We start from the raw sequence: 26,462 nt of genomic DNA on the forward strand, positions 1-26,462 counted from the left end.
GACATTTATACTTCGAAAAATTACACATTATTCATAATTGGGGGTAAAATATAATATATTTTAAGATAATTTAAAATCCGTTTTTCTATAAGAGAACTTAATTTACATGTAATGCGAAATTTTTAACAATATATTATATATTAATTTAGTTATAAAAACGTATAAAGACCACCTATTTCCATAAGTGATCTTTCTTTATGATTCTGCATTTGTACACTTCTGTAGAAATATAGCGTAGATACGCTTTGTTTGCTAAATTTTTAGTTCTCTCCATTTACTAAAAAACATAGCTTAATACAATTAATATGGTATTCGTTACATTGCAAACTATTATTCTGTCTTCTGTACAAGCACACTACTAAAAATCAATTCAGCAACTTTTACATATCCTTTTGAGTTTGGATGAATTAAATCCTTAGACCAAAGCGTATTGTCATTAACTAAAGGATGACTCCAAAAGTCAACATGATGAAGCTTATACTCTCTACTCAGTGAACGTATAACATCATTTGCCTCTAATAATTGTTCCTTTATTATTTGTTTTTTTTCAGAAGCGAAAGGAAGCCTTACTGTAAAATCCGGAAGATTTGCTATCATAATATCAGCACCTGTTTTACTTAATGTATTTATCATAAATTCCATATCATTCTTATATGCATTATGATTCCAACGTCCTTTTAAAACGTCGTTTGCACCTGCAATGAGACTAACCAAATCTGGATTAAAAGTTAACGCTTTTTCCAATTGCTGTGAGCGAATTTCTTGCGTTACTAACCCACGCTTTGCAAAATTGGCATATTCTATATCGTTTACACACAGTTGAACAAAATGATCTACCCAGCTTTTTAATGCTATTCCCTCAACTTCATCCCCTATCCCCTCTGTAAAACTATCACCAATCGCTACAAATCGCTTCCACATATGTATTCCCCCTTTATTATGAACCATATCTATACTATACAATAGCTCACAACGTAATTGTTATTTCTATGTGGTTTTCGATTTCAATTAAATTCCATAGGAGATTTTTAAAATAGAGAAGGATAAATAAACAAATAAAAATATTTCACATGAACAAAACATGAAAACCTACTTGCTATACTCATACCAAATATAAAGTGAAACTTTAATCAGTAGAGGTTGCATCCCTTCCCAACTGATTATTAACCCTTATCTATCGGGATATCTATTAATCCGGGATAAACTTTTCATAATCTAAACTATTAATTTTTTACTACAAAAAACTACGTCCTATATCGGACGTAGTTTTCCTCACAGATCTATCTATTTTTTACTTCTTTGTAATAAAAATCATATAATAATTCAATAGATGAACTAGATAAAAAAGGAATTGCCTTTTTAACTACTTCTCTATCCCAATCAAACCAACGCATCTCCATTAGCATATTCATTTCTGTATCTGTGAACCGCTTCTTTATTTCCTTAGCAGGATTTCCACCCACTATTGTATACGGCGGAACATCTTTACTTACGACAGATCCTGCTGCAACGATTGCACCTTCACCGATTGTAACGCCAGGCATAATAATAGCATTCATTCCAATCCAGGCATCACTTTTTATAATTGTATTGCCCTTCGGTTCATATGAATGTTCAATTTGCTCAGCGAATGGATATACTGTAATCCATTCTGAGTGATGATTGTGATTACCACCCATTAAAATGACTACTCCACTGGCAATACAAACATAGTTCCCAATAATGAGTTTATCAAGATGCCATCCCATTTGTTCAATTGGATTGAAAAGCGCTCGAGACTTAGCATCCCCCCACAAATACTTTACACAGCCATCTTCAAAATTTTGATGACCATAATAACCTGAATAATAGGAGTACTCTCCTACTTCAATGAGTGGATTTGTTACTATATCTTTTATATACTTTGTTTCTGACCAATGATTAAATAATGGATGCTTCATAACTTTATTCCTCGCTTCTAAGTAGTGTAGATTTTTGCAATTTACTTAGAAGCTTACTACGACTGCTACATTTTTTAGCTTTCTCAAACGACGAATCATTGTCTTCAAGCCTTTCTTTTATAATAAAAAAATCATAACGTGATAAATTACATAAGTCAAATTGTAAAATTATGTACTGAAACTTAAAGTTGAATTGAAATTTAAACATTAAAACAATCGAGTTTTCAAATAACAAATCCCAATTACATATGATAAAGATTTCTTAACTATACATCTAACTTCTTTCCTGTATTAGCCGTAACTTCCTCGATATAATCTTATTACATTTTAATTTGTCTGATAAATCAATAAATGTTAATATGATTATAAAAGATATTATCATCTATTAGATTTCACAGCTAGTTTTTCACAAAACGATTTCTGAATCCTTAAGTAAATAGGAGGTTTAGAACATGAAACTTTTAAGGCAATCTACAATTATTGGTGCATTGACTGTTGGAGGATTTTTATTTTCGAATACAATTGGTACGCTCCCACCTGTGTCTGCTGAATCGCAACTTACACAAACAGAATCACGATTTTCAGATAATTGGCGTTGGCAAAGCTATTTTTTATTACATCATAATGCAGATTTTATAGAAGAATTAGCAGTTGGTGACTTAAAACATGGAGATACATTCGATGTTACTATATTTACTGGTGGTAAAGATACTGGTATTGTAAAAATATATCAATTGAGTGGAAATGAAAATGATGAAATAAACTTGCATAGATATAAAACCATTTATGACTCGGGTTTGAAACATAATTATGGTAGATTTGTAACACCTATTACTAAGGCTTATAATCCAGGAACATATGTAGCTGTTATGAAACTTGGAGAAAATTATTATTATGGGGGCAGCTTTAAAATCTCAAAATAATTTACGTTTATCTCACCAGTAAATAAATATTGAATACTATTTTTCTTAAACAACAACCATTTTAAAAACTCCTCTACCTTATATAAGATAGAGGAGTTTTTTGATTGTTTGCCTTTTTAAGGTTAGAAAAAATCCTTACTTTCTTTATAAATTATCATTTTTATTCACGAACCGTTTTCACTTCGTTATGTCCTGCAATTCGATATGCAATATTGCATATTCTATATGTTCACCCTTTGAACATGCGATAATTTATTTATATAAAGGTTTAAAATTAATATTGAAAGGAGAATATTACATGTCTTTTTTTTCTTGGTCTCCTCTTATATTCTTAATAGTTGTCGCAATTATCATTTCTATTCAAAAGGCTAAGAAACAATAATTTATTATTTGGAGGTGTAAGAATGTCATTTGCAGCATGGAGTGCAATTTTTACGACTTTAATCGGAGCGATATCCGGAGCAATCTTTGGTACAATCTCTTTTATAAATAAAAGCAAAAATTAAATACTTACATAAAAACGAATTTCTAATAAAACTCTATACAAAAAAATAGCCTATAAAGTTTTATAGGCTATTTTTCATTTCATCATTATTACTTAGCTAATTCTTTCGTACCCTTCATTACATCAACGAAGAATCCCCAGTTATTCACAACAGAAGAAATACTAATATGTTCATCTGGAGTATGGACGTTGAATATATCTGGACCGAATGAAATCGCATCTAATTCAGGCATCTTTTGAACGAATACACTGCATTCAATCCCTGCATGTACAGCGAAGATTTCAACATCTTTATTGTATTTTTCTTGATGCACTTTTTCAAATAAATTACGAATTTGTGAATTCGGATTGTATGGCCATTCTGGATACTCTGACTCTATTTCAAATGTTGCACCAACTAATTCGGCAATACATTTAATCTCATCTGCAATATGCTGTTTTAAACTACTTACAGAACTTCTCACTTCGTTACGTAATTTAATTTCATCTTGCAATGTTTCAATAACACCTAAATTTGTTGAGCTTTCTACTAGACCTTTAATATCCATGCTCATACTTTGAATGCCATTTGGAATTAAGAATAAAGATGAAATAAGTTGCTTTTGTGTTTCTTTAGCAAATACTTTTTCTACTTTCTCATCTAATTTTGTAAGTGTAACATGAACATCTGGATCAACAGCACGCATTTCTTCTTGTAATACTCGTGTCCATGACTCTAACTTTTCTTCTACCTTCTCTACATCTTCTTGACGTAATAAAATTGTAGCTACACTTTCACGCGGAATTGCATTCGTTTTCAATCCGCCATGAACTTCACTTATATCAAATTGAATATTTGCTGATAAATCATGTAATACTCTTCCTAATACTTTGTTCGCATTCCCGCGTTGTTTATCAATTTCCATACCAGAATGTCCGCCTTTTAGACCACCGATATATAGACGGTATGCATCCAAATTTGCTGGCGCTTCATCCCAAATTACTGGAATTGTTTCAACAGCTTTCGCACCACCTGCGCTACTTACTAGTAATTTATGATCTTCTTCAGAATCAATATTAATAAAAATCTTTCCTTCAAAATGATTTGAATCAACAGCGAAAGCTCCGCCCATTGTCGTTTCTTCTTCAGTAGTAATAACTACTTCAAGTGCTGGATGCGGAATGTCTTTTGAATCTAATAAAGCTAATGCATATGCAACTGCAATACCATTATCAGCACCTAAAGTTGTTTGATTTGCATATAACATGTCCCCAATAATTCGTAATTCAATTGGATCTTTTTCAAAATCATGTACGGTTGCTTGGTTTTTTTCGCAAACCATATCCATATGACCTTGAATAATAATAGCTGGTACATTTTCATAACCAGCAGTTGCTTCTTTTTTAATAATGACATTTAATGCTTCATCTTGAATCACTTCTAAATTACGCTCTTTCGCAAAGCCAACTAAAAAATCACTAATTTCCTTTTCATTACCTGATCCTCTAGGAATCTTTGAAATTTCTGCAAAATGATAAAATACAGGGTGCTTTGTTAATTGTTCTAAAGTAGAATACATTTTTAAGCTCCTCTCAAAATGACAAAATAATATGTAAGTCTTTTATCATTATACCATGATTCATTATTTTCACTTTCTATTTCATACTTTAATATCTGCTCGTTAAACATTTAAATTGCATATAAAAAGAGAAAGAAAATGCACTATGCATTTTCTTTCTCTTTTTTTGCTCTCATATATTTTGAAGTACCATTATTCATTAATTTCTCTAACCGATTTATATTTTCCGTTAATGCACCTTTCACAAGAGAGAAATCTGTATTCGGTTCTTCTTTTTTTTCTTTAAAAAATGAAGACTTTTGTACATTTAATTCAGCCATCTCTTCTCCCCCTTTTCAAAAAGATACAATCTTCTATTTATATTATATCGTAAATGTAAACAGCATGTACAAGTATCATTTTCTTTTTAATTCATCTTCTAAATCTTCTACTTGCTGTAATGTATCTCCTTTTATTAACGAGAAATCCGTTGTATCTTCATTATCTTCTTTAAAAAAATCATTGTTATTATCTTTTATCACTACAATCACCTCTACGTGCTAGTGTAGGAATGATTGTCCGATTTTATACAAGTTTGTCTAAATTTGCTTTACCTTTATGTATAAGTGAAAAGGACAGAAAAAAATCCTGTCCTTATTTACTAAAATAACTATGATGTATAGTTAAATTATATACATTTTCAAAATCCCGATCTTGCAGGTTATTTTTCTTCCCATCAATAACAATGAAAACATCACTCACTATTTTTGCTGGTATAATTCCGACATTTTCTACTTGTACTGCTTTCTGCTCATTCAATTGCTCAATGTACTCTAACGGAATGATAGTACTAAATTGAGAACGGATACCACGAAAGTTTGTATTTAATTCCTTTGCCGCTTCAAATACAACAATTTTTGCTCCAATCTTTTCCCCATACGAATCTAAAAATGCGTTTAAGCTTTTTGTATATTCTTCCTCCGTATGCCATTCCATCGTACCGAACACTGCTGGATTGACATTTTGAATGATTGTTGTGTATATTTCTCCTCTTGCTTTAGAAGCAATTAATGAACGTTTTATCGATTGAACCGTCTTGCCGATATCGCTAAATTTCGCTCCCCATATTTCTGAAATATTCGGTGTTAAAATAAATGCAATATCAACGAAAATAACCATTGCAGTGAACATTAAAAGATTTTTCCAGAGGGTTAAATCAATTCCTTTTATCATGAAATACACGGTGACTGATATTATAAACACCCCATACCAAGTCTTTCTAATACGTTGCTTCTTCTCCTCGTACAACTCTTCGTTTTTCCAATAAAAGAAAACAAGTACTAGAAAAACGATTGCTAAAATAAATAAGCCGATTCGAATGTTAGAGATCACCAATGACATCACCCTCCATTCAAAAACTACTCACGATATCATTACATGCACAAGCAGCTCTCTTTATGACAAAAGACGTGGACAAGCTTCTAAATTTAGCTACATCGCATATACATTAGAAGGTGCCACGTCTTTTACCTTGAATCTACATTGTATATGTAGACAAGCATGTGTTTCAAATTTTCATGTTAAAAAGAAATATGTTTCGGAATTTCCCCTTCAGGTACTTCTCCATCCATACTTAAGTAATAATGACGAATTGGACGTAAATCATCGTCTAATTCATACACGAGTGGTATACTCGTTGGAATATTTAATGAAACAACACCATCACTTGAAAGATTGTCTAAATATTTTACTAGCGAGCGAATTGTGTTACCATGTGACGAAATGATTACTTTGTTACCATTCTTTAATTTCGGCGCAATTTCTGAATGCCAATAAGCAAGTACTCTTTTCTCCGTATCCACTAAACATTCTGTCAATGGAAACTCACCTTTTTTCAGTGCTTTATATCTTGGATCATTCATTTCATACCTAGGATCATCCTCAGTAAGTGCAGGTGGTCTTACATCAATACTTCTTCTCCAAATATGAACTTGTTCCTCACCATATTTTTGCGCAGTTTCATCTTTATTTAACCCTTGTAATGCACCGTAATGTCTTTCATTTAGCTTCCAACATTTATGTACTGGCACCCAGGCAAGATCCATCTCATGAAGTACAATCCATAACGTCCGAATTGCTCGTTTTAATACAGATGTATAAGCTACATCAAAAGTATATCCATTTTTCTTTAATATCGCTCCTGCTTCTCTCGCTTCACTTAATCCATTCTCTGATAAATCTACATCTGTCCACCCAGTAAAACGATTTTCAAGGTTCCATAAACTTTGTCCGTGACGAATAAGTACAAGTTTTATCATAATAATTCCCCTCTCGGAAATGTGAATTTTATTGTTCCATTGCGTACACGTATAAAGTATCTAGTAATGTATCTTTTTATCCATTCACTCTATGATCAAACCATAGTTGCCAAATGTATGGATAAAATTCGTTCTTTTTCAAACTATAAAACAGATATATTTCTTATTATTTTTGATCGATTGCAACTTCCCGCTTCGACATCCAAGCATCAAAACCTGATCGGCTATTTGCCATTTCATTCATAACTTGATGCCAATTTTCTTCACATGATTCACCAAATTTTGAAAAAATGGCACCCATTTGCTGTCTTTGTACATCGCTCAATTTTTTCTCTAAATCGGCACCTTTTTCTGTTAAAGATAACTGTTTCACACGGCGATCATGTGTAGCTTCATTACTCTCAATTAAGCCCTTTTCCACAAGTTGTCGTAATGGTCCGTGAAGAGCTTGTTTACTTATTTCTAGCAGTGATAATAACTCATTTACACTTATTCCTGGAAAGCGTGCGATAAAAAATAAAATTCGATGATGTACTCTTTGAATACCATACTCTTTTATAATTTCATCTGGCTTTTCAGTAAATGTTTTATATGCAAAGTAAAATAAGGCTAATGCTTCATTCATCTGTTCTTCTTTATGTTGTGTCATCTACTTTCCCCCTGTATGTAAATTATACCACATTCTAGTAATGAATATTTTAATCCATACTTTAGAGCTGCTTTCGTTTATTACAAGAAAGCAAAACAATGAGGAGATGATTCACTTGAAAACGCAATATACTGTAAGTACATATTTATTAGACCGACTAAGTGAATTAGGAATTGAGCATATTTTTGGTGTCCCTGGTGATTATAATTTGGCTTTTTTAGATGATGTACTAGCACATGAAAATGTAGAGTGGATTAGCAATTGTAATGAATTAAATGCGGCTTATGCAGCAGATGGATATGCTCGTATAAAAGGAATCGGTGCCCTTATTACCACTTTCGGTGTTGGAGAATTAAGCGCCATTAACGGTGTTGCTGGCTCATACGCAGAAAACGTACCTGTTATAAAAATCACGGGGACACCACCAACAACCGTAATGGAGAATGGAGCACTCGTTCATCATACGTTAGGTGATGGAAAGTTCGATCATTTTTCCAATATGTATAGAGAAATCACGGTGGCACAATCAAAATTAACACCTGAGCATGCCGCTGAAGAAATTGATCGTGTGTTACGTGCATGTTGGAGTGAAAAACGCCCTGTTCATATTCAATTACCAATTGATGTGTATAATAAACCCATTAATAAACCTACAGAACCAATTTTACATAAACCCGTTTTAAGTAATAAAGATGCGCTGGATAAAATGCTTCTACATGCAACTTCAAAAATAAACAGTGCCAAAAAACCTGTTATTTTAGCTGATTTTGAAGTGGCACGTTTTCATGCGGAAGAATATTTGCATCAATTCGTAGAAAGAACTGGGTTTCCTATCGCGACGTTAAGTATGGGAAAAGGAATATTTCCAGAAAAACACCCTCAATTTATAGGGGTTTATACTGGTGATGTAAGTTCTCCGTACTTAAGAAAAAGAATTGATGAATCTGACTGTATTATTAGTATTGGTGTGAAATTGACTGATACTATTACCGGCGGATTCACACAAGGTTTTACGAAAGAACAAGTTATAGAAATCCATCCCTACACTGTCAAAATTATAGATAAAAAATATGGCCCAGTTGTAATGAAAGATGTTTTACAACAGCTAAGTGATTTAATTGAACATCGCAATAAAAATGATCTTGAAATCAAACCATTTCTTTCAGAATCATCATCTTTTACTGAAGAGTTCAATCCAAAAGCTCAAATGGTTACACAAAAACGTTTTTGGCAACAAATATACCATTTCTTACAAGAAAACGATGTTTTAATTGCAGAGCAAGGAACACCTTTCTTTGGTAGTTCCGCTATCCCTTTACCTAATAACACTACATATGTCGCACAACCATTATGGGGATCGATCGGTTATACATTACCTGCTCTACTCGGTACACAGCTCGCTGACTTATCGCGGCGTAACATTTTAATTATTGGTGATGGTTCTTTCCAATTAACTGTTCAAGAGTTATCCACTATACTTCGGCAAAATTTAAAACCGATTATATTTTTAATCAATAACAATGGATATACTGTTGAACGTGCAATTCACGGCCAAAATGAACCATATAATGACATACAAATGTGGGATTACACGAAACTAGCGAACGTATTCGGAACAGAAGAAAAAAGCCAAACATTTAAAGTAGAAATTGAAACAGAGTTAGAAGAAGTCTTAACTAAGATAAGTATTGATAAGAATCAACTTGCCTTTGTTGAAGTTGTAATGAGCCAAGGTGATCAGCCCGAATTGTTAGCTAAACTTGGAAAAAGGTTTGGTAAGCAAAATTCTTAATATAAAAAGCATAACCTATTTATACAAAAGGAAAAGGATGCCATCCTTTTCCTTTTGTATATACTATTTTAAGGATTTTCTTCGACTAACATCTTGTGTAACAAGTCAAAATTCTGAATCAGCCATTAACAAAGCATAACCTATTTATACAAAAGGAAAAGGATGGCAAATTCCATCCTTTTCCTTTTGTATATACTATTTTAAGGATTTTCTTCGACTAACATCTTGTGTAACAAGTCAAAATTCTGAATCAGCCTTTAACTTTATAGCTTTTGTAGCAATAAATGTTTTAATATGCTTATCTAATATCCTTGTCCCACCAAAATCATCCTCATAAAAACCTGTTATAATAAAACCCGCTTCAATTTGGCCTTGGATTTGGTCTTCTAGTGTATGCGCATATTCTATTGTTTGATTTGAATCGATGTAATCTTGAACTTCATCCTCTGGTAAATAATCCAATGTCGATGAAGGGATTGAATGTTTTACATCAAGAATACCTTTTTGTTCTTGATTATCATCAAAAATCCATAGTAACGGATTTGTAAATCCAGAAATAAGAATACCTTTATTCTTTAAAACCCTTGAAACTTCATTCCATACAAGATGAACATCTTTTACAAACAAATTAGAAACAGGATTTACGACAATATCAAAATATTCATCTTCAAAATCACTAAGGTCTGACATATCTCCTTGCACTGTACTTAAAGTTAAACCATCCCGTTCCGCTACCTTTTTATCTTGTTCCAACTGCTTTTTTGATATATCAGTAACTGTTACATCTGCTCCAGCAGCAGCTAGAACCGGTGCTTGTTGCCCTCCACCTGATGCTAAGCACAGTATCTTTAATCCCTCTAATGACTTTGGAAACCAATCTCTAGGAACTGATTTTTCTGTAGTGACTGTGATTTCCCATTCACCTGATTTACTTCTTTCAATAACCTCGCTACTTACAGGTTGCGTATATCTAGAACCTTCTTCAACCTTCTTATCCCATGCATTACTGTTTTGTTGAATAGTATCCATTACGTTTATTCCCCCTAACGACCTAGTTGCATTTTAAGTATAAGCTTATTAATTATTTATGCTTTCCTTTTTCTATTAACCTGCCTGATAGTTATTACATAGTTGTCTATATTTATATTAACAGATAAATAACAATAATCACTAAAAATTATAAAAACTCACAAAATTATATATCCATTCAATTTACTTAAAATAACCGTAGAATTGGTAGTTTCAAACCACTCACTTACACATAAAAAGGCATTCCAAACCTGTTGACAGTTAGAATGCCTTTTTAATATTATTTAATTTTTAAAGTTCTTAACTTAATCCATTAAACAAATAAGCTATGCTATTTATTCAGCAAGCGTTAACTGCCAAGACACACCATATTTATCATTTAACCAACCAAACTTTTTGCTAAACGGATAGGCACCTAAAGGCATAAGTACCGCTCCATCTTGCGCTAGTTTATTAAAAGCCGTTTCAATTTCTTCTTCCGTATCACAAGTTACATAAAGAGACATAGCTGGTGTAAATGTAAAATTATGATTTACATAACTATCAATGCACATGAACTCTTGCCCGTGTAACGTAAAAGTTGCATGAATTACAGTTCCCTCTTTACCAGGTCCATTTTCATCGTAGCGAGAGATATTTACAATTTCTGATTGATCGAATAGTGATATGTAAAAATTCATCGCTTCTTCAGCTTTTCCCTCAAACATTAAAAACGTAGTAATTTTTTGATTTGTGTTACTCATATAGAGACAACTCCTTGTTATGTATTTATGCAAAATATACATTGGTCGACAATACCGAACGTATATTCCTATAAATGTATTGTCTATAAAAACGATGAGTTTGTCAATTATCTACTTCCTTACTTCTTTTTAAATAATGCTGTCCAAAGAAATGATTCTCCAAACATAGTATTTGGTTGTTCAATTTGCTTCATTTTTCTAATTTCAATCACTTCAAACCCCTTAAATATCTCTCTTAATTTTTCTTCAGAGTATGCTAGACCACCTTGCAGACTCCATCCTCTATATACGTCCCAATCTGTTATTTCTGAGCCATTTCGCTCATCTAAATCGCCTGCCGCAAAACATGTTAATCCGAAATAACCACCTGATTTCAATGAGTTTTTAATTAAATCCACATAATTTATTCTTCTATGTGGTGGAATATGATGTAAACAGCCCGAATCGTATACAAAATCAAATTCATTTTGAACCTCCAAATTAAAAATCGAATCACAAATAAAGTAAATTTCTATTCCTTTTGCTAACGCTCTCTCTTTCGCCCAATTAATGCCCTCTATAGATAAATCTACTGCCGTTACATCAAATCCTTCATTTGCTAGATAAATTGCGTTTCTACCCGGACCACATCCAAGTTCTAGTACTTTTCCTTTTGAAACCCACTTTTTATTTATATACGAAACTAGGTTCTCATCTGGAACGTTTTCAAAAAACGGAACATTTTTTTCTCTATTCATATAAAATTCATTCCAAAATGGTTCTGCCGGTCTTAATAATGAATCTAGCATTTTAAAAATATCTTCTTGATTATGCAACGTTTCATTTTTCATTTGTATCCCTCCAATTTTAATATTCAGAAAATTATTATATATCTTTCAGAACTTTAAGACAAAGAAAAAACTCCTACATTCAATAGGAGTTTTTCTCTTTAAAATCCAAGAATAGCTAACCATTTTAATAACTTCTCTTCTCGCGCTTTTAAATCATCGTTCCTAAGCTTACCTAACTGTATTTCACTAACAATTTCTCCGTCCGCCATAAAAAGAACTCTTTCTGTTTTCGCTGCTACCTTTACATCATGAGTCACTAACATAATAGTCGTTCCATCACGATTAATATTTAATAAGATTTGCATTACTTCTTCTGTTGATTTTAAATTTAGAGCACCCGTTGGCTCATCAGCAAAAATAATATTTGGATTATTAATGAGCGCTCTACATATAGAGACTCTTTGTAATTGCCCCCCAGATGCTTCGGTTATATAATGAGATGCTATATCATTTATCCCCATTTTCCTCATTAGTTCCAGAGCACGTTGATTTACTATTTTCTTACTCTCACATTTCGCTAAATACGCAGACAAAATGATATTATCAAATAGATTCAAGTTTCTAAGAAGGTTGCTCTGCTGAAAAATAAATCCTATTTCAGTAAGGCGCAATTTGGCTAACGCTTCTTCTTTCATACAAGATATTTCTTTACTACCAATTTTCACACTTCCTGATGACATTTGATCCATTCCACTAATATTATATAGTAACGTCGACTTCCCAGAACCAGAAGGCCCCATAACCGATACAAATTCTCCCTCATAAACCTCTAAATCTATATTTTTTAGCACGTGATAATTTGCATTTCCATCTATTGAATATGTTTTGTTTACTTGCTTCACTTCTAAAATTTTTTTCAAGTTTTACACCCCTACTCCCCATTTGGCTTTACATCATTTGTTTGATTTATAGTAAAACTACTGAAAAGTGTTGTTGCAGTCACAGCTATAAATAAAATAGCTGGACATATTATATAAGAAACGATAGGATTCACGACAAACTTTATATGAGCAGCTCCCATAAAAGACCCTAACCAACTTACTAACATTTCACCAAACGTAGCAGCTATACATGTCCCTATCACAATGCCTAATAATACAATGACAATAGAACGAGTGACATACTGTATACGAATATCTTTGTATGAAAATCCTATACTTTTCATAATTAATATTTGTGAAGAGTCTTTTGCCAATAACATTTTAAAAAACATTGCAGTAATTAAAACTGATATCAATATAGCAATCAAAATAGTCACTTGCGTCACGAGTCTTAATTGTTTAATTGTCTCTCCTAAAGTTTGCGTTAAATAATCATCCGTATCTGTTATTTTTGCAGAACTAAAATTTTGTTTATACTCCTTCACTTGTTCTTGCAAATCCACATTAGGCTTCAAATCTACATTTACTACATACCATAATATATTTTCATTATTATTAGAAAAACTAGCTTTAGCTGTTTTCCCGCCATTCGTTACATCTTGATATATACCACTAATCGCTAGCGCTTTCTCTTTCCCATCTACAAATAAAATGATATAATCCCCTACACTCTTTTTTAATTCATTTGCGTTCATATAGGAAAGAGCAATTTCATTTTCATTTTTTGGTGCCCTACCTTGAATATAATCTAATGGAAATGTAGTGAAGTCTCCCACTTCTACATTTAAGTTTTCATGTGTACCATCAGCGCTAACCATTTTAAATGTACTCGTTATAAATGCTGCATATTTTTCTACTTCTTCATCATTTCGTATATATGAAATTACGTCCTTAAATCGTTCCTCTATATTTTCAGTCTGCTGTAAATCAATTCGAATATCACTTTTTCCTGTTCCCATATAATTAACAAACTTCGGTGACTGAATCGTATACAAAAAGTTAACAGGTACCACAATCATAAACACAGCTATTATTAATACGATACTTAATACGCGATATAACTTAAATCTTTTTATAACATCTTGTATTCCTATAAATATATTTACATTTGTAATTTTAGTTTGTTTGATTGAAAAAGATTTTCTAATCTTTCTTTTTCCTAGTTTATCTCTTGATCGTAAAGCTTCTATTGCTGTAATTCCCCTAAATTTCCGCAAAATGATACGACAGAACATGATAACGACTAAAAATAACAATGTTGTGATTATTAATGGCACAACATTGTGTAAAATACTTTTATCTGCCGCCCCCATATAAAGAGTGATATTAGAAGTGAATATCTTTGTAACAAATAGTGAAAGTATATATCCACATATACATCCACCAGCTAAAATAACAACATATTTTGTTATATATAGTTTTTCAATATCTTTGTTATGAATCCCAAGTGCTTTCATAACACCAATTTCCCGATAATCTTCTTCCATCGAAGTAATGATCGTAAATCTAATACATAACATTGCAATTAACATTATTAATGCACTTATCATGAAAAGTACTGAAGCTATTATTCCATCCGTTAATGAATTGAGTGTTTTAAATAGTGAATACGTAATAGAGGGACCTTTTTGAGGTAAGTTCGATGACTCGTATAGATTTTCAAATTCATTTATTTTATTTACATCTGTTAGCTGGAATTCAATAAGATATTCGCTTTCTCCAAAATTCCTTTCTATTCTTTCGAAATCTTCATTGCTTATTACGAATCGTTTTGAACTAACAATTGATGGATTCATTTGAACATCACGAACAAATGCTGAAATAATAAATTCTAGTTCATTCTTATTTTTATCAACCCATATTTTATCTCCAATACGCAAATTATATTTTTGCATATAATAAATTGGTACACCTATTTCCCCTTTCCTAACATCGACCACTTCATTATTTAAATTTAATAAAAAATCAAACTTACTATTTTGTTTAACGAAGCTTATGTCCATTACACTATTATGTTCCGCTTGATTTTTCTTCTTTATAAAAATGTTAGATCCATTTATTTGAACCATCTCAGCCGTTTGCTGTTTTTTTACAAACGGAGTTTTTTCTACAAAGGAATCAATTGACTTTTGATTTACTTCTCCGGCATGCATTTGTACGAAATGCGGTGCGTTTGATACTTTAACTAATTGATCCATTGAGTTCAAAAGATTTAAAACGTTACTTGAAGCACTAGCCATTAAAAGACTTGATAACATGATAAACATAAATAAAATGGTAATTATCATTTTATTTTGAGAGAAATCTCTTTTTAACATTCTCCTAATCATATAAAGCTAGTTCCCTTCATTCGATAGTATTTTCTTCGTCACAACTGCTATTAATAACATTATGAAACTAATAACTAATATAGGTAAATAAATTTTCATACTGAATTCTTCAAACATAAAACCATATACGACTTGCCCAATCGGTGCCATACATTGGGATACCGCTGTTATAATTGCCAATACTTTTCCTAAGTTTTCATTTGGTGTTTTCTTTTGAACTACAGTAATCACATAGATGGATACAATTGTCATAATCATTGCAATTAGAATAGAAGAAAGTATAAAGAGGATAAATGGTGGATAGTATCCTAAATTAAGAATAAATGGTGTAACTGATAGTGCCATTGGTATTACTAATAAAGCTATTAAAATCATCCAATAATACAATGTTTTCATTTGTAACTTTTTCGCAAAAAAACCTATTGATAATGCACCTATAATAGTAGCAAAATCGATTAATCCCATTCCAATTCCATATAACGTGTGGCTACTTTCCATTGTTACTCGTATAATAATTGGAGCACCAACAACAAATAGCGGCGTCAGTATTAAATTTAGTAATGCGGCTAAAAGCATAGATTTCAAAATAAATGGCTGTTTTAAAACGTATATAAACCCTTCTTTCATATCCTTTACAATTGTCGGTATGATATGGCTTTCTTGCACTCTCTTTATAAAAGGTATTGTGATAAACATTTCTAAAATCGCAGATAAAAAGAAAGCGAAGCAACTTATTATTACGAGCATTTTCAAACCAATTATGCCGTACAATATTCCTCCTAATACAGGAGCAACTATATTAGATAATGCCTGCACACCATTTACGGTACCGTTCGCTTGTTCTAACTTTTTCTCTGGAACTAATTGCGGAATACTCGCCATGACTACCGGTGAGTACATTGCACTAATGATCGCCAGTAAAAACATAATTGTTCCGATCAATAGAATAGATACAGATCCAGTAAATAACAAAACAATAAAACTTAATACAATGGCAGCATTTATAAAATCAAAAATAACCATTACATTACGGCGATTGAAACGATCTGCTATCGCTCCGCCAAGAGGAGCTAACAAAAATGGAATACTTGTTATCGCATATAATCCTGCGAATATATCAGCACGCCCTGTTATATCTAGTACATATAATGACAGAGCAAAACGTAAAAGTGTTGAACCTAAAATAGTAATAATTTGCCCACTCACCATTAAATAAAAATCTTTCATCGAAGGTTTTATACTAATAGATATCATAATCACACCCTTCCTTTATTATAGACCGACTGTCGGTCTATAATAAGCAAACAGAAAAAATATTATTTCTGTTTCATTAAAACCTCCATCATATAATTAAAGGATCCTTCTTTCGCTCCAACAGATACTTCCATCATTTTAATATAAGCTTTCACTCTCCTCATCATTTCTTCCGGCTTCCATTGGAATAACCCATCATCAAATATGACTTGCGCTGAAGATAGTAATAGTTCAATCGTTTCTTGTGGATAGGAAGTTGAAAATATCCCTTCTTCAATTCCTTGTTCTAAAATTTCTGTCAATACAGGGGATAAATGAATAATAGATTGTACTAAACTTTTTTGATGCATTTCTGCATTATTTGGTTGATGAAATTGCTCAATCATTTTATCTTTTACATCCCCTGATTTTGGCGATTGCTCCATTAAAACTCGAAATAACTTTTCTAATACTGGTATATTTGGATTAGAGACGATTACTTTCGCTTTAGCAACATCTTCTTTAATAATCCTCATAATAATCTCATCCATTACTTCCTCTTTCGACTTAAAATAGTGATAAAACGTCCCCTTTGCTATCCCTATCTCTTTTAAAATGTCATTTACTGTTGTTTTCGTATAACCTTTCGTAATAAATAAACGTTCAGCAGTTTCTAAAATTTCCTTTCGTCGCTCCTCATATTCCTTAACTATGCGCATTCACGTTCTCCTTCCCGCCAGACCGACTGTCGGTCTATTTCAATTATATGTTTAGTTAGTAAAAAGTTTCCTAATTATTGTTTATATACAACATCCTTCTTTCTATTTCCTTTATAAATTTTTATTTTTTAACTTCCGTTCAATTTGTTTAAAACGTATCTCATGTTTCTTATCGTCGCCTTTCATTTTAGGAAAAGAACGATGCCCCCGCTTGATCCTATTTTCTTGATTCTTCATTCAGACGCACAATACTTTGTATTTTTTCAGCTCCTTTACCACAAGTCTACGCATCTCCTTTTCATCGATGACTTCAAAAAGTGACAATTGATTCATACGATACGGTTCCCCTCTGTTCGATCTATTTACTTATGAATGGATTATTTTGTTAAGTTCTAATATGTAATTTTGCATATTTCATACTTTTAATTTTTGCACATGTGATAATTTATTTATAAAAATATAGATTATTAATAAGGGTGATTTATATGAGCAAGTTCCGAAAGAAGATAATTAAATATTTGCAAACATTTTGGGGATGCTTAGCATTTGGTGTATTAATGTTTGCTATCTTCTTAATTACGGATTTAACAGATGCATCTTTAAATACATTAGGCTGGAGAGACTGGCTAGGTTCTGTAGCAGGTGCAGCCATTTTATCTGTTGGGATGTTTACTTTAAATAAATTGGATTTAAAATAAATATTCGGTCAATACTGAATGTAGGCTGTATGCCAATATTCATGTAAAGTAGTCTTCTCTGTATCTCCTTGTATTGAGCAGTTAGCTTTTGCTAGCTGCTCTTTTATTTCGTTCCTGCTCTTGCTTCTTTAAGAATTCTTTAACTGCGTTTTCCCAATAAATACATATATCCATTCCCCTTTTCTACAAAATGAAATTTTTATTTTCTTATACGCTTCAATTTGTTCCATATGCATTCTCCCTTTCTCAACTATTAAACGGACAAGCATATATTATTGTATGGAGGAATCCACTCATAAAAACCTACCTTTCTTGTCAAAGAGTATGCTTATATGCGCGCTCTTTTTTATTTGGTTTTCTTTCATTTCTAAATAATATTTTCAACTCTATTCATACTATTTTTTCAACTTTAGGTTACAAACTATTTCTGTAAGCGTAGTGTTACCTTTGTACAATAGGTAGTTAGTTTTATCCATAACAGTACACCTTTGCACTATTCACTATAAATTTTCATATATTGTATTATGCATGTCCAAAACGTGAGGTTATTACTCACGCAATCTAAATGAAAGAAAGGAGTGAAAATATGCGCTCATCTAGTTGTAAGCTCACAAACTTTAATTGTGGAGCACAAGCCCCCAGTACTCTACCAGCTCTCGGTTTTGCTTTTAATGCTACTTCACCCCAATTTGCAACACTATTCACACCACTACTACTACCTAGTACGGGCCCAAATCCAAACATTACTGTCCCTGTAATCAATGATACAATTAGTACAGGAACTGGTATTAGAATTCAAGTAGCTGGTATTTATCAAATCAGTTATACATTAACAATCAGCCTCGATAATGTTCCAGTAGCCCCGGAAGCAGCGCGCTTTTTCTTGACACTAAACTCATCAACGAATATTATTGCAGGATCTGGAACCGCAGTCCGTTCTAATATCATTGGCACTGGTCAAGTAGATGTATCAAGCGGTGTCATCCTAATAAACTTAAACCCTGGCGATTTAATTCAAATTGTACCCGTTGAAGTAATTGGTACCGTAGATATTCGTTCTGCCGCTTTAACAGTTGCACAAATTCGTTAATAAAAACAATATGCTTGGCTAATTAACATTTAATATTCCTTATACACCCCAAAATATATGTTATAGATTTGACACACATTTATATCAAACAAGCATATTTTATTGTATGGTGACTATGTAGTCACACAAATCTAAAGCGTTCATAAGAGTACACTTATATGTGTGCTTTATTTTTTATGAAAATCAAGCTTTAATATAGCTATTCTATTTTACTTTATACTCATCACTCTTTTGAACATTTACCTTTTTATTGTTATATTTGCTCATTGTTTTTCTCTTTGTTTTACTAATTAGCTGATTAATTTCGCAAATACCATTTATTAAACATTCCATGTTTCTTCACCCTTTGAATATTTTTCAAATAAAAATACATACTATTTTCAAGCCGCCGTGTCCACGGCTAATACTTCCTTCTTTTGTTACAGCAGAAGCAGGTAGGCTCTTCACTTATCTGCTTTCTCTGTATATTTTTTAAGAAATCGATAATAATACCAACAAGCTATTTGAACTAGCAGCTTCACTCTTCTCGTAATAGGGATGCAAATTATCACAATTAGCTAACTCATTGAACTCACTGGCAGACAACCAAAACCGTTGTCTGCTTTTTGTATGAGATTTTTTGTTTTACATATACTATTTTTGAACCTGCAGACCAATACGAGCCATTTTGGTGCTTGGGATTTCCCTTCCGGGGATAAGTATTTTTTACTTATCCCTTTTTTGTATAGACACGTATATTTAGGGTAAAACTAATTACAAGCAGATTTTCTGTTTATGCGTAGTTCTAAACAAGATTACTTTTTCTCCTATTAAAGGACGGCAGGTAAGACTGCTAGTCCTTTTTTCTTATTTCGCATACTATCTCATCTGGTAACTTTACATTACATTACCTTCATCGTCGTAGTAAGCAATTTCCCAATAAGGATGGCAGTTGTGTTTCTCGAGTTCCCCATCGAACAAAACTAACAAATTAGTTTTTCAGTTTCCAACGTTCGTACCCCCATACGAGTTAAATCCTTCATAAACTTCTCTTGTTCCATTTCGATAATTGCGGAATGTGTAATGAAAATACTCGCTCACTTAAATACCTTTTCTTTCAACCAAAGTGGTCTACTGAAATAGTAGACATAATAAGTTCCGTTCTCTTTTTGCTGTAGCATAACATTCCCGTATCGTTTGAATGTGTTATAAATTTCTTTCACCAAATCATCCAATTCTTTATTAGCAAAAGATATTTTCGTATCGTTATACCAATTGATTTTTTCATAATTCGTATCATCATCAGAGGAGCTAGTACGAATTGCTTTCTCTCAATTTTTTTCGATTAAATATTGTCCATACGTAAGTTGCACTTGTTCTTGAATTACGACATGGTTGTAATACCCTTGTTCTACTGGTTTTGGACTATAAAATTTCCTTTATAAGTTTTAAATACGGTGAATGAAATTTTTGTTTTTTCTTGCCATCATCCTTTTTCTATACAAACAAAAAAAGAGCCACAATATTTTGCGACTCTTTACAATTATAACTATTTAACGGCCACGTCTTTGCTGACCTTGCTTTGTACTACCTTTTTTATTACTTGGCTTATTAAATGATCGGTTGTTTTCATTTCTTGAACTATTTCTTGAATCACTTCTTGAGCCATTTCTCGAACCACGTCTTGAATCACTTCTTGAACCTTCACGGCTATCTCTTTGACGATATTCGCCTGATTTCTTCGGAGCCGGCTTTGGTACCGGTTTTCCATTTTCATCTACACGTTTTATCTTCGGTTGTTCGATTATTTCTCTTTGTATTGGTGCACCAAGCGTTTTTTCAATTTCTTCTAAATGTTTTTCATCTTTCGCTGCAACGAATGTAATTGCAAGACCTGATCCACCTGCACGTCCTGTTCGGCCAATGCGGTGAATATAACTTTCTACATCTTCAGGGATATCAAAGTTAAATACGTGCGTTACACCATCTACATCAAGTCCACGAGCTGCTACATCCGTTGCGATTAAGTACTGAATTTTAGCTTCGCGGAAACTCTTCATAACTCTTTCACGTTTCGCTTGAGGTATATCACCATGAAGTTCAGCACAATTATAACCTAGTCCTTTTAAATTATCATACAACTTACTTGCTCTAACCTTTGTACGACAGAAAATAACAGCTAAAAATGGCTGATCACGATCCATAACAAAACGAAGTGCATCTGGCTTTGCACGATCTGTCGTCTCAATGACACGCTGCTCAATTGTATCTACCGTTACTTCTTCACTTTGTACTTGAATCATTTGCGGTTCATCCATATAACGCTTCGCCAATTTTTTAATATCTTTTGGCATCGTTGCTGAGAATAACATCGTTTGTTTACTACCAGGTGTCTCATCTAAAATATCTTCAATATCATATAAGAAACCGAAATAAAGCATTTGATCCGCTTCATCTAGTACAATCGTTGAAAGATTACTTAAATCAATTGTCTCACGTCGTATATGATCTAATAATCGTCCTGGTGTTGCAACAACAATATGTGTATTACCTTTTAATTTTCTCAATTGTTGTGCTACATCTTGCCCACCATAAATCGCTAGTACATTAATATCTTCTCTTTGAACAAGCATTTTTTTAATTTCAGTTGTAATTTGCAGGGCTAGTTCCCTTGTTGGTGCAACAATTAAAGCTTGAACATCACTAGACGCTGGATCGATTTTTTCTAAAATCGGTAACACGAATGCTAACGTTTTACCCGTTCCTGTTTTCGCCTGCCCAATAATATCTTTACCTGACAGTATAACAGGAATTGCCTTCTCTTGAATCGGTGTTGCTTCTGTAATTCCATTTTCACGTAATGTATGATTAAAAGTTTCACTAATTCCTAATTCTAAAAAGTTTTTCAAATAGACCACTTCTTTTCCTTATTTTTCACATTAGCTTCCATTGTACCATTTGTTTCGCCAAATATGAAAAATAAAAAAATTCTTATCTGCTTTTTTTATATTCATCGTGTACTAGGTGAACAAATTCTTTTTGCTTTTTCTCAGATTTTATTAGTGCTTCCATGTTAGTAGAAGACAAAATGAACTTCTTAATTTTTTTATTACTCCAAATTAAACTTGTATACTTCGGATCTTCATGTAGATTTCGAAACCACTCAAATTCACTTAATTTTGCGATATGATGTTTTAATTTCATGTCATTTCGAGGGTAAAATAAAATTATATCCATTATTACATCAAGCAATAAACTCATCTTTTCTCCTCCTATACATATATATTTCAAATTTATAGAAAGATAGTTATATGATAATAAAATTAACTACTACATTCATAAAAATTTTTTGCTTATTTTTCTTACTATATTTTCAATCCACCACAATTATAATGGCGAAATCTCAAACAGATGTAATCAGTGAATTTAAACAAGCTTTACTCAAAAATGATAAAAAATTAATGCAGTCATATGTAACAGAAGGAGTTGAACTACCTAATTTTCAAAAGGAAAAACCTATTCATGAAATTAAAATAGTACCATCTCCAAAAGAAGATACAACAATTCTTATTTCTTATTTCAAAGACACTGATAATGAATTTACTATCGGTTGCATTTTAGAAATAGTAACAAAGAATAATAAAATATCTCAAATTAATCAAATTTATGATGGAACGAATCCATTTATGAAGGAAGCTACTATTGTAAAAGAATATGAAATGAAGTGTAAGGAACATATACTTACTCCTACAAAATTCCCGTTCGAAATTCATGAATTTCAAGGGTACATCTATAACGATTACTTAGAACTACGATACTACAATAAAGATAGTAATGGGATTTTTAAAATCACTGTTTCACCAGTTCAACATAAATTAGATCAATATGTACATAAGGGCACTAAATTTTACATTTTAAAACATAATATAAAGGCAGTATATAATCCTCATTTTGATTTAGCATACGAACTTATCTTTCAGAAGGACGGTTTTCAATATAAAATCGCCCTTGGTAACAAACTATACATAAAAAGAAAATACAATGTTCCTAATTTAATAAGAATTGCAGAATCTATGAATTAAAAAAACGATCTTTTCTATATAAGAAAGATCGTTTTTTTATTATTTTATATAATGAATTTCCCTCCATGATAGCAATAATACTTTACGACTTTAAGACTTTTAATCCTCTTTAAAGACTCTTCCGCTTTTTCAATATCTAAACAAAAATTCGGATTAGCTATTACTAACTCACGATTCTCTTGAACGGCCGCATCTCCTGTAATTACACAGTTTAAATTCGGAAAATATAATGAAATATGTCCTGAAGTATGTCCTGGCGTTGCTACTATTTGACATTCATTATTCAAAATCATTTGACCATCATGTACTTTTTCATCGACGGAAATATGTTTAATATTTTTTAACTGTTGTATAAACCATTTGCCAAATTCTTTTTCTTCATTTGGCATACGTTGTAACATTTCTTCCGCTTGAACTAATCTCTCTGATTTTATTTCACCATTAATATAGTTTGATTCAATTTCACTCGCAATAATATTAATTTGAGGATATTTCACTTTTAAATCGTATAAAGAGCCTATATGATCGTCATCATAGTGAGTAATTATTATATTTTTTAAGTTTTTCATCTCATACCCATGTTTTAATATCGCATTTTCAATTAAAGGTAAAAAATTTGTATATCCTGTATCGACTAATGTTAATTCATTATGTAATATAATTAAACTTGGATAAACACATTGTTTTTGCTCGTTAAATTCGAATTCAATTGGTAGTTCTATTATCTTCATTTTTCTTCCCCCATACCGCTTATTAAACGTTTAATAATAACTAAATCATCCATATACATTTTACTATACATATCACAAATAATTCGAATCCAAATTTCCATTTCGTTCAAAGTCACATTTAATGTGTACTTTCTATAAAACAAAGAAAAAAGCACCCGTTATGGATGCTTCCTTATCTTACCTGTTCAACTACATAAATCAACTTGAGCCTATCCGAAACCTGATATGTATAGTCTTCATTTTTATGCATATATGTTTCTATCCTATTTATCACTTCAAACATTCTGTCTGAATTCGCACTGAAACGAGATACTGAATCACATAAAACTATTGATCCTTTCTTATAAAAATTTATAATTTCATAAATATCTCGTTCTAAACAAACATCTCCTACTTGCAAATCCTCTTTCGCTTCATAATTATAAATTCCCATTCTCATTTTCCCCTCAAATTGTATTTTTTCTTACAACATCCCCTTGTTACATAAATAATACCACGATAAAATTCTAAAACTCAAACTCATCGGCTTCATCTGAGAAAATAAAAAACCCATCAACAAAGCGACAACTTTCAAGCAAATGAGAGAAAATAGAGGAAAAATAGTTTAAATCAAAGTAACATCTGAAATGCTAGAAGAAGTGGCTAATCGTGCAAATAATACCAGAATCACATTAGAAGCTTATGAATCACCAGGGAATAAAGAGGCTATTCAAGAATTACAAAACTTCTCATCAATAGTTGTACCATTAGATTATTTAGAAGTAATTTAACATTGTACGAATGCAAAGGTTAATGTAAAAAATGAACCTAAATACGTATTACCACCGAACGTTATCTGCGTAGTACCTTTACTTAGAACGAACATATACACTATAAGTCGTTACATAGCCAACATTCTCTTATTTTGAACAGGTAATTCTCTATTTTTATGGAAATATACATTAAGAAAAACTATAAAATTGATTAATCTCTCTCTTCTTTGTCTATCCTTTTAAAAAATCTATTTTTTGTAAAAGGGGTGTTTATATGGAGAAACAAACACTTTGGAAAAAATTCAAGAAAAGCTCAGCAGATCTCGGTAAATCTAGCGTATATGAAAGTATTATTTTATACTACACAATGAGAAAAAAAGAGTTACCTACTAAAGCAAAATTTATCATATTAGCCGCTTTATCTTATTACGTATTAACAATTGACTTTATTCCAGATATAGCTGCTATTATTGGGATTGGCTTATTAGATGATATTTTAGCAATCGCTATAGCGCATAAATTTGTAATGCGCCATGCAGACAGTGAAATTCGTGAAAAGAGCAAATTAAAAATGGAGTCATTATTTACTCCCGCACAAACATAATGAAAAAGGAGCTAATATAATTTCACTTAGCTCCTTTTTCATAAAACTATTTCACTTCATTCGCTACAAAAAATTGCTCACAGACACTCGAAATGCGCTGTAAGTCTACGTTCCCACCAGATATAACCGCTACTACTTTTTTCCCTTTAATATATGTATCCACTTTCCCTGCAAGTAAAGCAGCAGTAGCTAATGCACCTGCACCTTCTACAACAGCTTTACCACGCTGTAATAGGTCTTTCATCGCTACTTCTAATTCGCCTTCTGATACTGTTACAATATCATCTACTAATTCTTTTACAACTTCAAAAGTTAAATTGCCTGGTATTTTTACCGCGCAACCATCTGCTATAGTAGGTGCCTCATAATGTTCTACAATCGTACCTTTGTCATAAGATGCCTTCATCCCATGAACATTGTCTGCCTGGACACCAATTATATTAATGGATGGATTAAAAGATTTTAATGCAACAGCAATACCAGAAATAATTCCGCCTCCACCAATTGGTACAATAATAGTATCAACATCCCACATATCGTCAAGAATATCTAATCCTATTGTACCTTGACCAGCCATTACCTCCACATCATCATATGGATGTAAGTATGTTTCACCTGTTTCCCTAATAATCTCCTCACACTTTGCCTTCGCATCATCAAAGGTTTCACCATGTGAAACCACTTCAGATCCATATCCTTTAGTTGCATCAACTTTCGCCTGAGGTGCAGAAATCGGCATAACAATTTTACTCTTAATACCGAGTAAATGAGCAGATAAAGCAATTCCTTGCGCATGATTACCAGCAGAACAAGCAATTACTCCTCTCTCTTTTTCTTGATCTGTCAGCTGTGACATTTTATTAAACGCACCACGGAATTTAAACGAACCTGTTAATTGCATATTTTCTAATTTCAAGTGAATTTCTCCACCCGTTTTACTAGTCAAATAAAATGATTTTACTAATGGAGTTTTACGAGCATTTCTATCCAGAATTTTTTGAGCTTTTTTAATATCGTCTATATGTAATGGTAATTTTTTAGTTATCATACTAGCACCTCTTCCAATGTTCTATTCCTAAGTTTTCGTAAGTCGCAG

General features: G+C 32.2%; 30 protein-coding genes. 7 read left to right on the forward strand and 23 right to left on the reverse strand.

Annotated elements, in window-relative coordinates; genetic code table 11:
• Window positions 1-330: 330 nt before the first annotated feature.
• Window positions 331-948: an SGNH/GDSL hydrolase family protein gene (locus tag DN390_RS29340; protein ID WP_147809250.1), complete on the reverse strand. Its 618-nt coding sequence runs from the start codon at window positions 946-948 to the stop codon at window positions 331-333.
• Window positions 949-1,280: 332 nt separating this feature from the next.
• Complete coding sequence (locus DN390_RS29345; protein WP_147809224.1) at window positions 1,281-1,940, reverse strand: CatB-related O-acetyltransferase; 660 nt, start codon at window positions 1,938-1,940, stop codon at window positions 1,281-1,283.
• Between the two features lie 452 nt (window positions 1,941-2,392).
• Between DN390_RS29345 and DN390_RS29350 the strand changes: the two genes are divergently transcribed.
• Complete coding sequence (locus tag DN390_RS29350; RefSeq protein ID WP_098229065.1) at window positions 2,393-2,863, forward strand: DUF5065 family protein; 471 nt, start codon at window positions 2,393-2,395, stop codon at window positions 2,861-2,863.
• Between the two features lie 594 nt (window positions 2,864-3,457).
• Here DN390_RS29350 and pepD read toward each other — a convergent pair.
• From pepD to DN390_RS29375, 6 genes are all read right to left on the reverse strand, one after another.
• On the reverse strand, window positions 3,458-4,927 hold the full coding sequence (pepD, locus tag DN390_RS29355; protein ID WP_098265987.1) for a beta-Ala-His dipeptidase: 1,470 nt from the start codon (window positions 4,925-4,927) through the stop codon (window positions 3,458-3,460).
• A gap of 143 nt (window positions 4,928-5,070) precedes the next feature.
• Window positions 5,071-5,247 (reverse strand): stage II sporulation protein SB, encoded by a 177-nt coding sequence (gene spoIISB, locus DN390_RS30940; protein WP_179955797.1) that lies wholly within the window; start codon window positions 5,245-5,247, stop codon window positions 5,071-5,073.
• 75 nt (window positions 5,248-5,322) lie between these two features.
• Window positions 5,323-5,448 carry a hypothetical protein gene (locus DN390_RS29360; protein WP_060630865.1) on the reverse strand — a complete coding sequence of 42 codons (126 nt, stop codon included), beginning with the start codon at window positions 5,446-5,448 and terminating at the stop codon, window positions 5,323-5,325.
• A 112-nt stretch (window positions 5,449-5,560) separates the two neighbouring features.
• Window positions 5,561-6,298, reverse strand: coding sequence for a type II toxin-antitoxin system SpoIISA family toxin (locus DN390_RS29365; RefSeq protein WP_147809251.1), 738 nt, complete (start codon window positions 6,296-6,298; stop codon window positions 5,561-5,563).
• A 188-nt stretch (window positions 6,299-6,486) separates the two neighbouring features.
• The gene (gpmA, locus tag DN390_RS29370; RefSeq protein ID WP_147809225.1) at window positions 6,487-7,224 is read right to left on the reverse strand and encodes a 2,3-diphosphoglycerate-dependent phosphoglycerate mutase; all 738 of its coding nucleotides are present in this window, start codon (window positions 7,222-7,224) and stop codon (window positions 6,487-6,489) included.
• A 166-nt stretch (window positions 7,225-7,390) separates the two neighbouring features.
• Window positions 7,391-7,873, reverse strand: a complete 483-nt coding sequence (locus tag DN390_RS29375) for a MarR family winged helix-turn-helix transcriptional regulator (protein ID WP_147809226.1) — start codon at window positions 7,871-7,873, stop codon at window positions 7,391-7,393.
• 106 nt (window positions 7,874-7,979) lie between these two features.
• Between DN390_RS29375 and DN390_RS29380 the strand changes: the two genes are divergently transcribed.
• Window positions 7,980-9,665 (forward strand): alpha-keto acid decarboxylase family protein, encoded by a 1,686-nt coding sequence (locus DN390_RS29380; RefSeq protein WP_147809227.1) that lies wholly within the window; start codon window positions 7,980-7,982, stop codon window positions 9,663-9,665.
• Window positions 9,666-9,902: 237 nt separating this feature from the next.
• Here DN390_RS29380 and DN390_RS29385 read toward each other — a convergent pair whose 3' ends face one another.
• From DN390_RS29385 to DN390_RS29415, 7 genes are all read right to left on the reverse strand, one after another.
• Window positions 9,903-10,694 carry a class I SAM-dependent methyltransferase gene (locus DN390_RS29385; RefSeq protein ID WP_147809228.1) on the reverse strand — a complete coding sequence of 264 codons (792 nt, stop codon included), beginning with the start codon at window positions 10,692-10,694 and terminating at the stop codon, window positions 9,903-9,905.
• 335 nt (window positions 10,695-11,029) lie between these two features.
• On the reverse strand, window positions 11,030-11,437 hold the full coding sequence (locus DN390_RS29390) for a VOC family protein (protein WP_098296334.1): 408 nt from the start codon (window positions 11,435-11,437) through the stop codon (window positions 11,030-11,032).
• 119 nt (window positions 11,438-11,556) lie between these two features.
• Window positions 11,557-12,267 (reverse strand): class I SAM-dependent methyltransferase, encoded by a 711-nt coding sequence (locus tag DN390_RS29395; RefSeq protein WP_147809229.1) that lies wholly within the window; start codon window positions 12,265-12,267, stop codon window positions 11,557-11,559.
• Window positions 12,268-12,365: 98 nt separating this feature from the next.
• On the reverse strand, window positions 12,366-13,127 hold the full coding sequence (locus DN390_RS29400) for an ABC transporter ATP-binding protein (protein WP_098265995.1): 762 nt from the start codon (window positions 13,125-13,127) through the stop codon (window positions 12,366-12,368).
• 11 nt (window positions 13,128-13,138) lie between these two features.
• Window positions 13,139-15,478 (reverse strand): ABC transporter permease, encoded by a 2,340-nt coding sequence (locus DN390_RS29405; RefSeq protein WP_147809230.1) that lies wholly within the window; start codon window positions 15,476-15,478, stop codon window positions 13,139-13,141.
• A gap of 6 nt (window positions 15,479-15,484) precedes the next feature.
• Entirely contained in the window at window positions 15,485-16,732 is a 1,248-nt protein-coding gene (locus DN390_RS29410) for an MFS transporter (protein WP_147809231.1), read from the reverse strand.
• A 62-nt stretch (window positions 16,733-16,794) separates the two neighbouring features.
• A complete protein-coding gene (locus DN390_RS29415; RefSeq protein ID WP_029438347.1) occupies window positions 16,795-17,430 on the reverse strand; it encodes a TetR/AcrR family transcriptional regulator in 636 nt (211 codons plus the stop codon).
• Window positions 17,431-17,915: 485 nt separating this feature from the next.
• On the opposite strand from DN390_RS29415, the gene DN390_RS29420 reads away from it, so the two are divergent.
• Together DN390_RS29420 and exsF are read left to right on the forward strand one after the other, a co-directional pair.
• The gene (locus DN390_RS29420) at window positions 17,916-18,128 is read left to right on the forward strand and encodes a hypothetical protein (RefSeq protein ID WP_147809232.1); all 213 of its coding nucleotides are present in this window, start codon (window positions 17,916-17,918) and stop codon (window positions 18,126-18,128) included.
• 586 nt (window positions 18,129-18,714) lie between these two features.
• A complete protein-coding gene (exsF, locus tag DN390_RS29425; RefSeq protein ID WP_147809233.1) occupies window positions 18,715-19,218 on the forward strand; it encodes an exosporium protein ExsF in 504 nt (167 codons plus the stop codon).
• A 204-nt stretch (window positions 19,219-19,422) separates the two neighbouring features.
• Here exsF and DN390_RS31480 read toward each other — a convergent pair whose 3' ends face one another.
• The 4 genes from DN390_RS31480 to DN390_RS29440 form a co-directional block, all read right to left on the reverse strand.
• Complete coding sequence (locus DN390_RS31480) at window positions 19,423-19,551, reverse strand: hypothetical protein (RefSeq protein WP_255444304.1); 129 nt, start codon at window positions 19,549-19,551, stop codon at window positions 19,423-19,425.
• 743 nt (window positions 19,552-20,294) lie between these two features.
• On the reverse strand, window positions 20,295-20,519 hold the full coding sequence (locus DN390_RS31735; RefSeq protein ID WP_370513499.1) for a hypothetical protein: 225 nt from the start codon (window positions 20,517-20,519) through the stop codon (window positions 20,295-20,297).
• A gap of 231 nt (window positions 20,520-20,750) precedes the next feature.
• Entirely contained in the window at window positions 20,751-22,115 is a 1,365-nt protein-coding gene (locus tag DN390_RS29435) for a DEAD/DEAH box helicase (RefSeq protein ID WP_147809234.1), read from the reverse strand.
• A 73-nt stretch (window positions 22,116-22,188) separates the two neighbouring features.
• Entirely contained in the window at window positions 22,189-22,458 is a 270-nt protein-coding gene (locus tag DN390_RS29440) for a hypothetical protein (protein ID WP_097950158.1), read from the reverse strand.
• A gap of 50 nt (window positions 22,459-22,508) precedes the next feature.
• On the opposite strand from DN390_RS29440, the gene DN390_RS29445 reads away from it, so the two are divergent.
• Window positions 22,509-23,279, forward strand: coding sequence for a hypothetical protein (locus tag DN390_RS29445; RefSeq protein ID WP_147809235.1), 771 nt, complete (start codon window positions 22,509-22,511; stop codon window positions 23,277-23,279).
• 44 nt (window positions 23,280-23,323) lie between these two features.
• On the opposite strand, the gene DN390_RS29450 is transcribed toward DN390_RS29445, so the two are convergent.
• Genes DN390_RS29450 through DN390_RS29455 form a run of 3 tightly spaced genes read right to left on the reverse strand, consistent with a single transcriptional unit; the run spans window position 23,324 to window position 24,443 of the window.
• Window positions 23,324-24,010 (reverse strand): MBL fold metallo-hydrolase, encoded by a 687-nt coding sequence (locus DN390_RS29450; RefSeq protein ID WP_147809236.1) that lies wholly within the window; start codon window positions 24,008-24,010, stop codon window positions 23,324-23,326.
• The gene (locus DN390_RS30945; protein WP_170955050.1) at window positions 24,007-24,153 is read right to left on the reverse strand and encodes a hypothetical protein; all 147 of its coding nucleotides are present in this window, start codon (window positions 24,151-24,153) and stop codon (window positions 24,007-24,009) included. Before DN390_RS30945 ends, DN390_RS29450 begins: the two co-directional genes overlap by 4 nt.
• Before the next feature lie 29 nt (window positions 24,154-24,182).
• Entirely contained in the window at window positions 24,183-24,443 is a 261-nt protein-coding gene (locus tag DN390_RS29455; protein ID WP_000513510.1) for a hypothetical protein, read from the reverse strand.
• Window positions 24,444-24,636: 193 nt separating this feature from the next.
• On the opposite strand from DN390_RS29455, the gene DN390_RS30950 reads away from it, so the two are divergent.
• Both DN390_RS30950 and DN390_RS29460 read left to right on the forward strand, forming a co-directional pair.
• On the forward strand, window positions 24,637-24,780 hold the full coding sequence (locus tag DN390_RS30950; protein WP_179885077.1) for a hypothetical protein: 144 nt from the start codon (window positions 24,637-24,639) through the stop codon (window positions 24,778-24,780).
• 256 nt (window positions 24,781-25,036) lie between these two features.
• Window positions 25,037-25,366 carry a YkvA family protein gene (locus DN390_RS29460; protein WP_098952882.1) on the forward strand — a complete coding sequence of 110 codons (330 nt, stop codon included), beginning with the start codon at window positions 25,037-25,039 and terminating at the stop codon, window positions 25,364-25,366.
• A 46-nt stretch (window positions 25,367-25,412) separates the two neighbouring features.
• On the opposite strand, the gene tdcB is transcribed toward DN390_RS29460, so the two are convergent.
• A complete protein-coding gene (tdcB, locus tag DN390_RS29465) occupies window positions 25,413-26,414 on the reverse strand; it encodes a bifunctional threonine ammonia-lyase/L-serine ammonia-lyase TdcB (RefSeq protein WP_147809237.1) in 1,002 nt (333 codons plus the stop codon).
• Window positions 26,415-26,462 lie beyond the last annotated feature (48 nt).

The sequence above is a fragment of the Bacillus sp. SH7-1 genome, assembly GCF_008042405.1.
Taxonomy (GTDB): Bacteria; Bacillota; Bacilli; order Bacillales; family Bacillaceae_G; genus Bacillus_A; species Bacillus_A thuringiensis_N.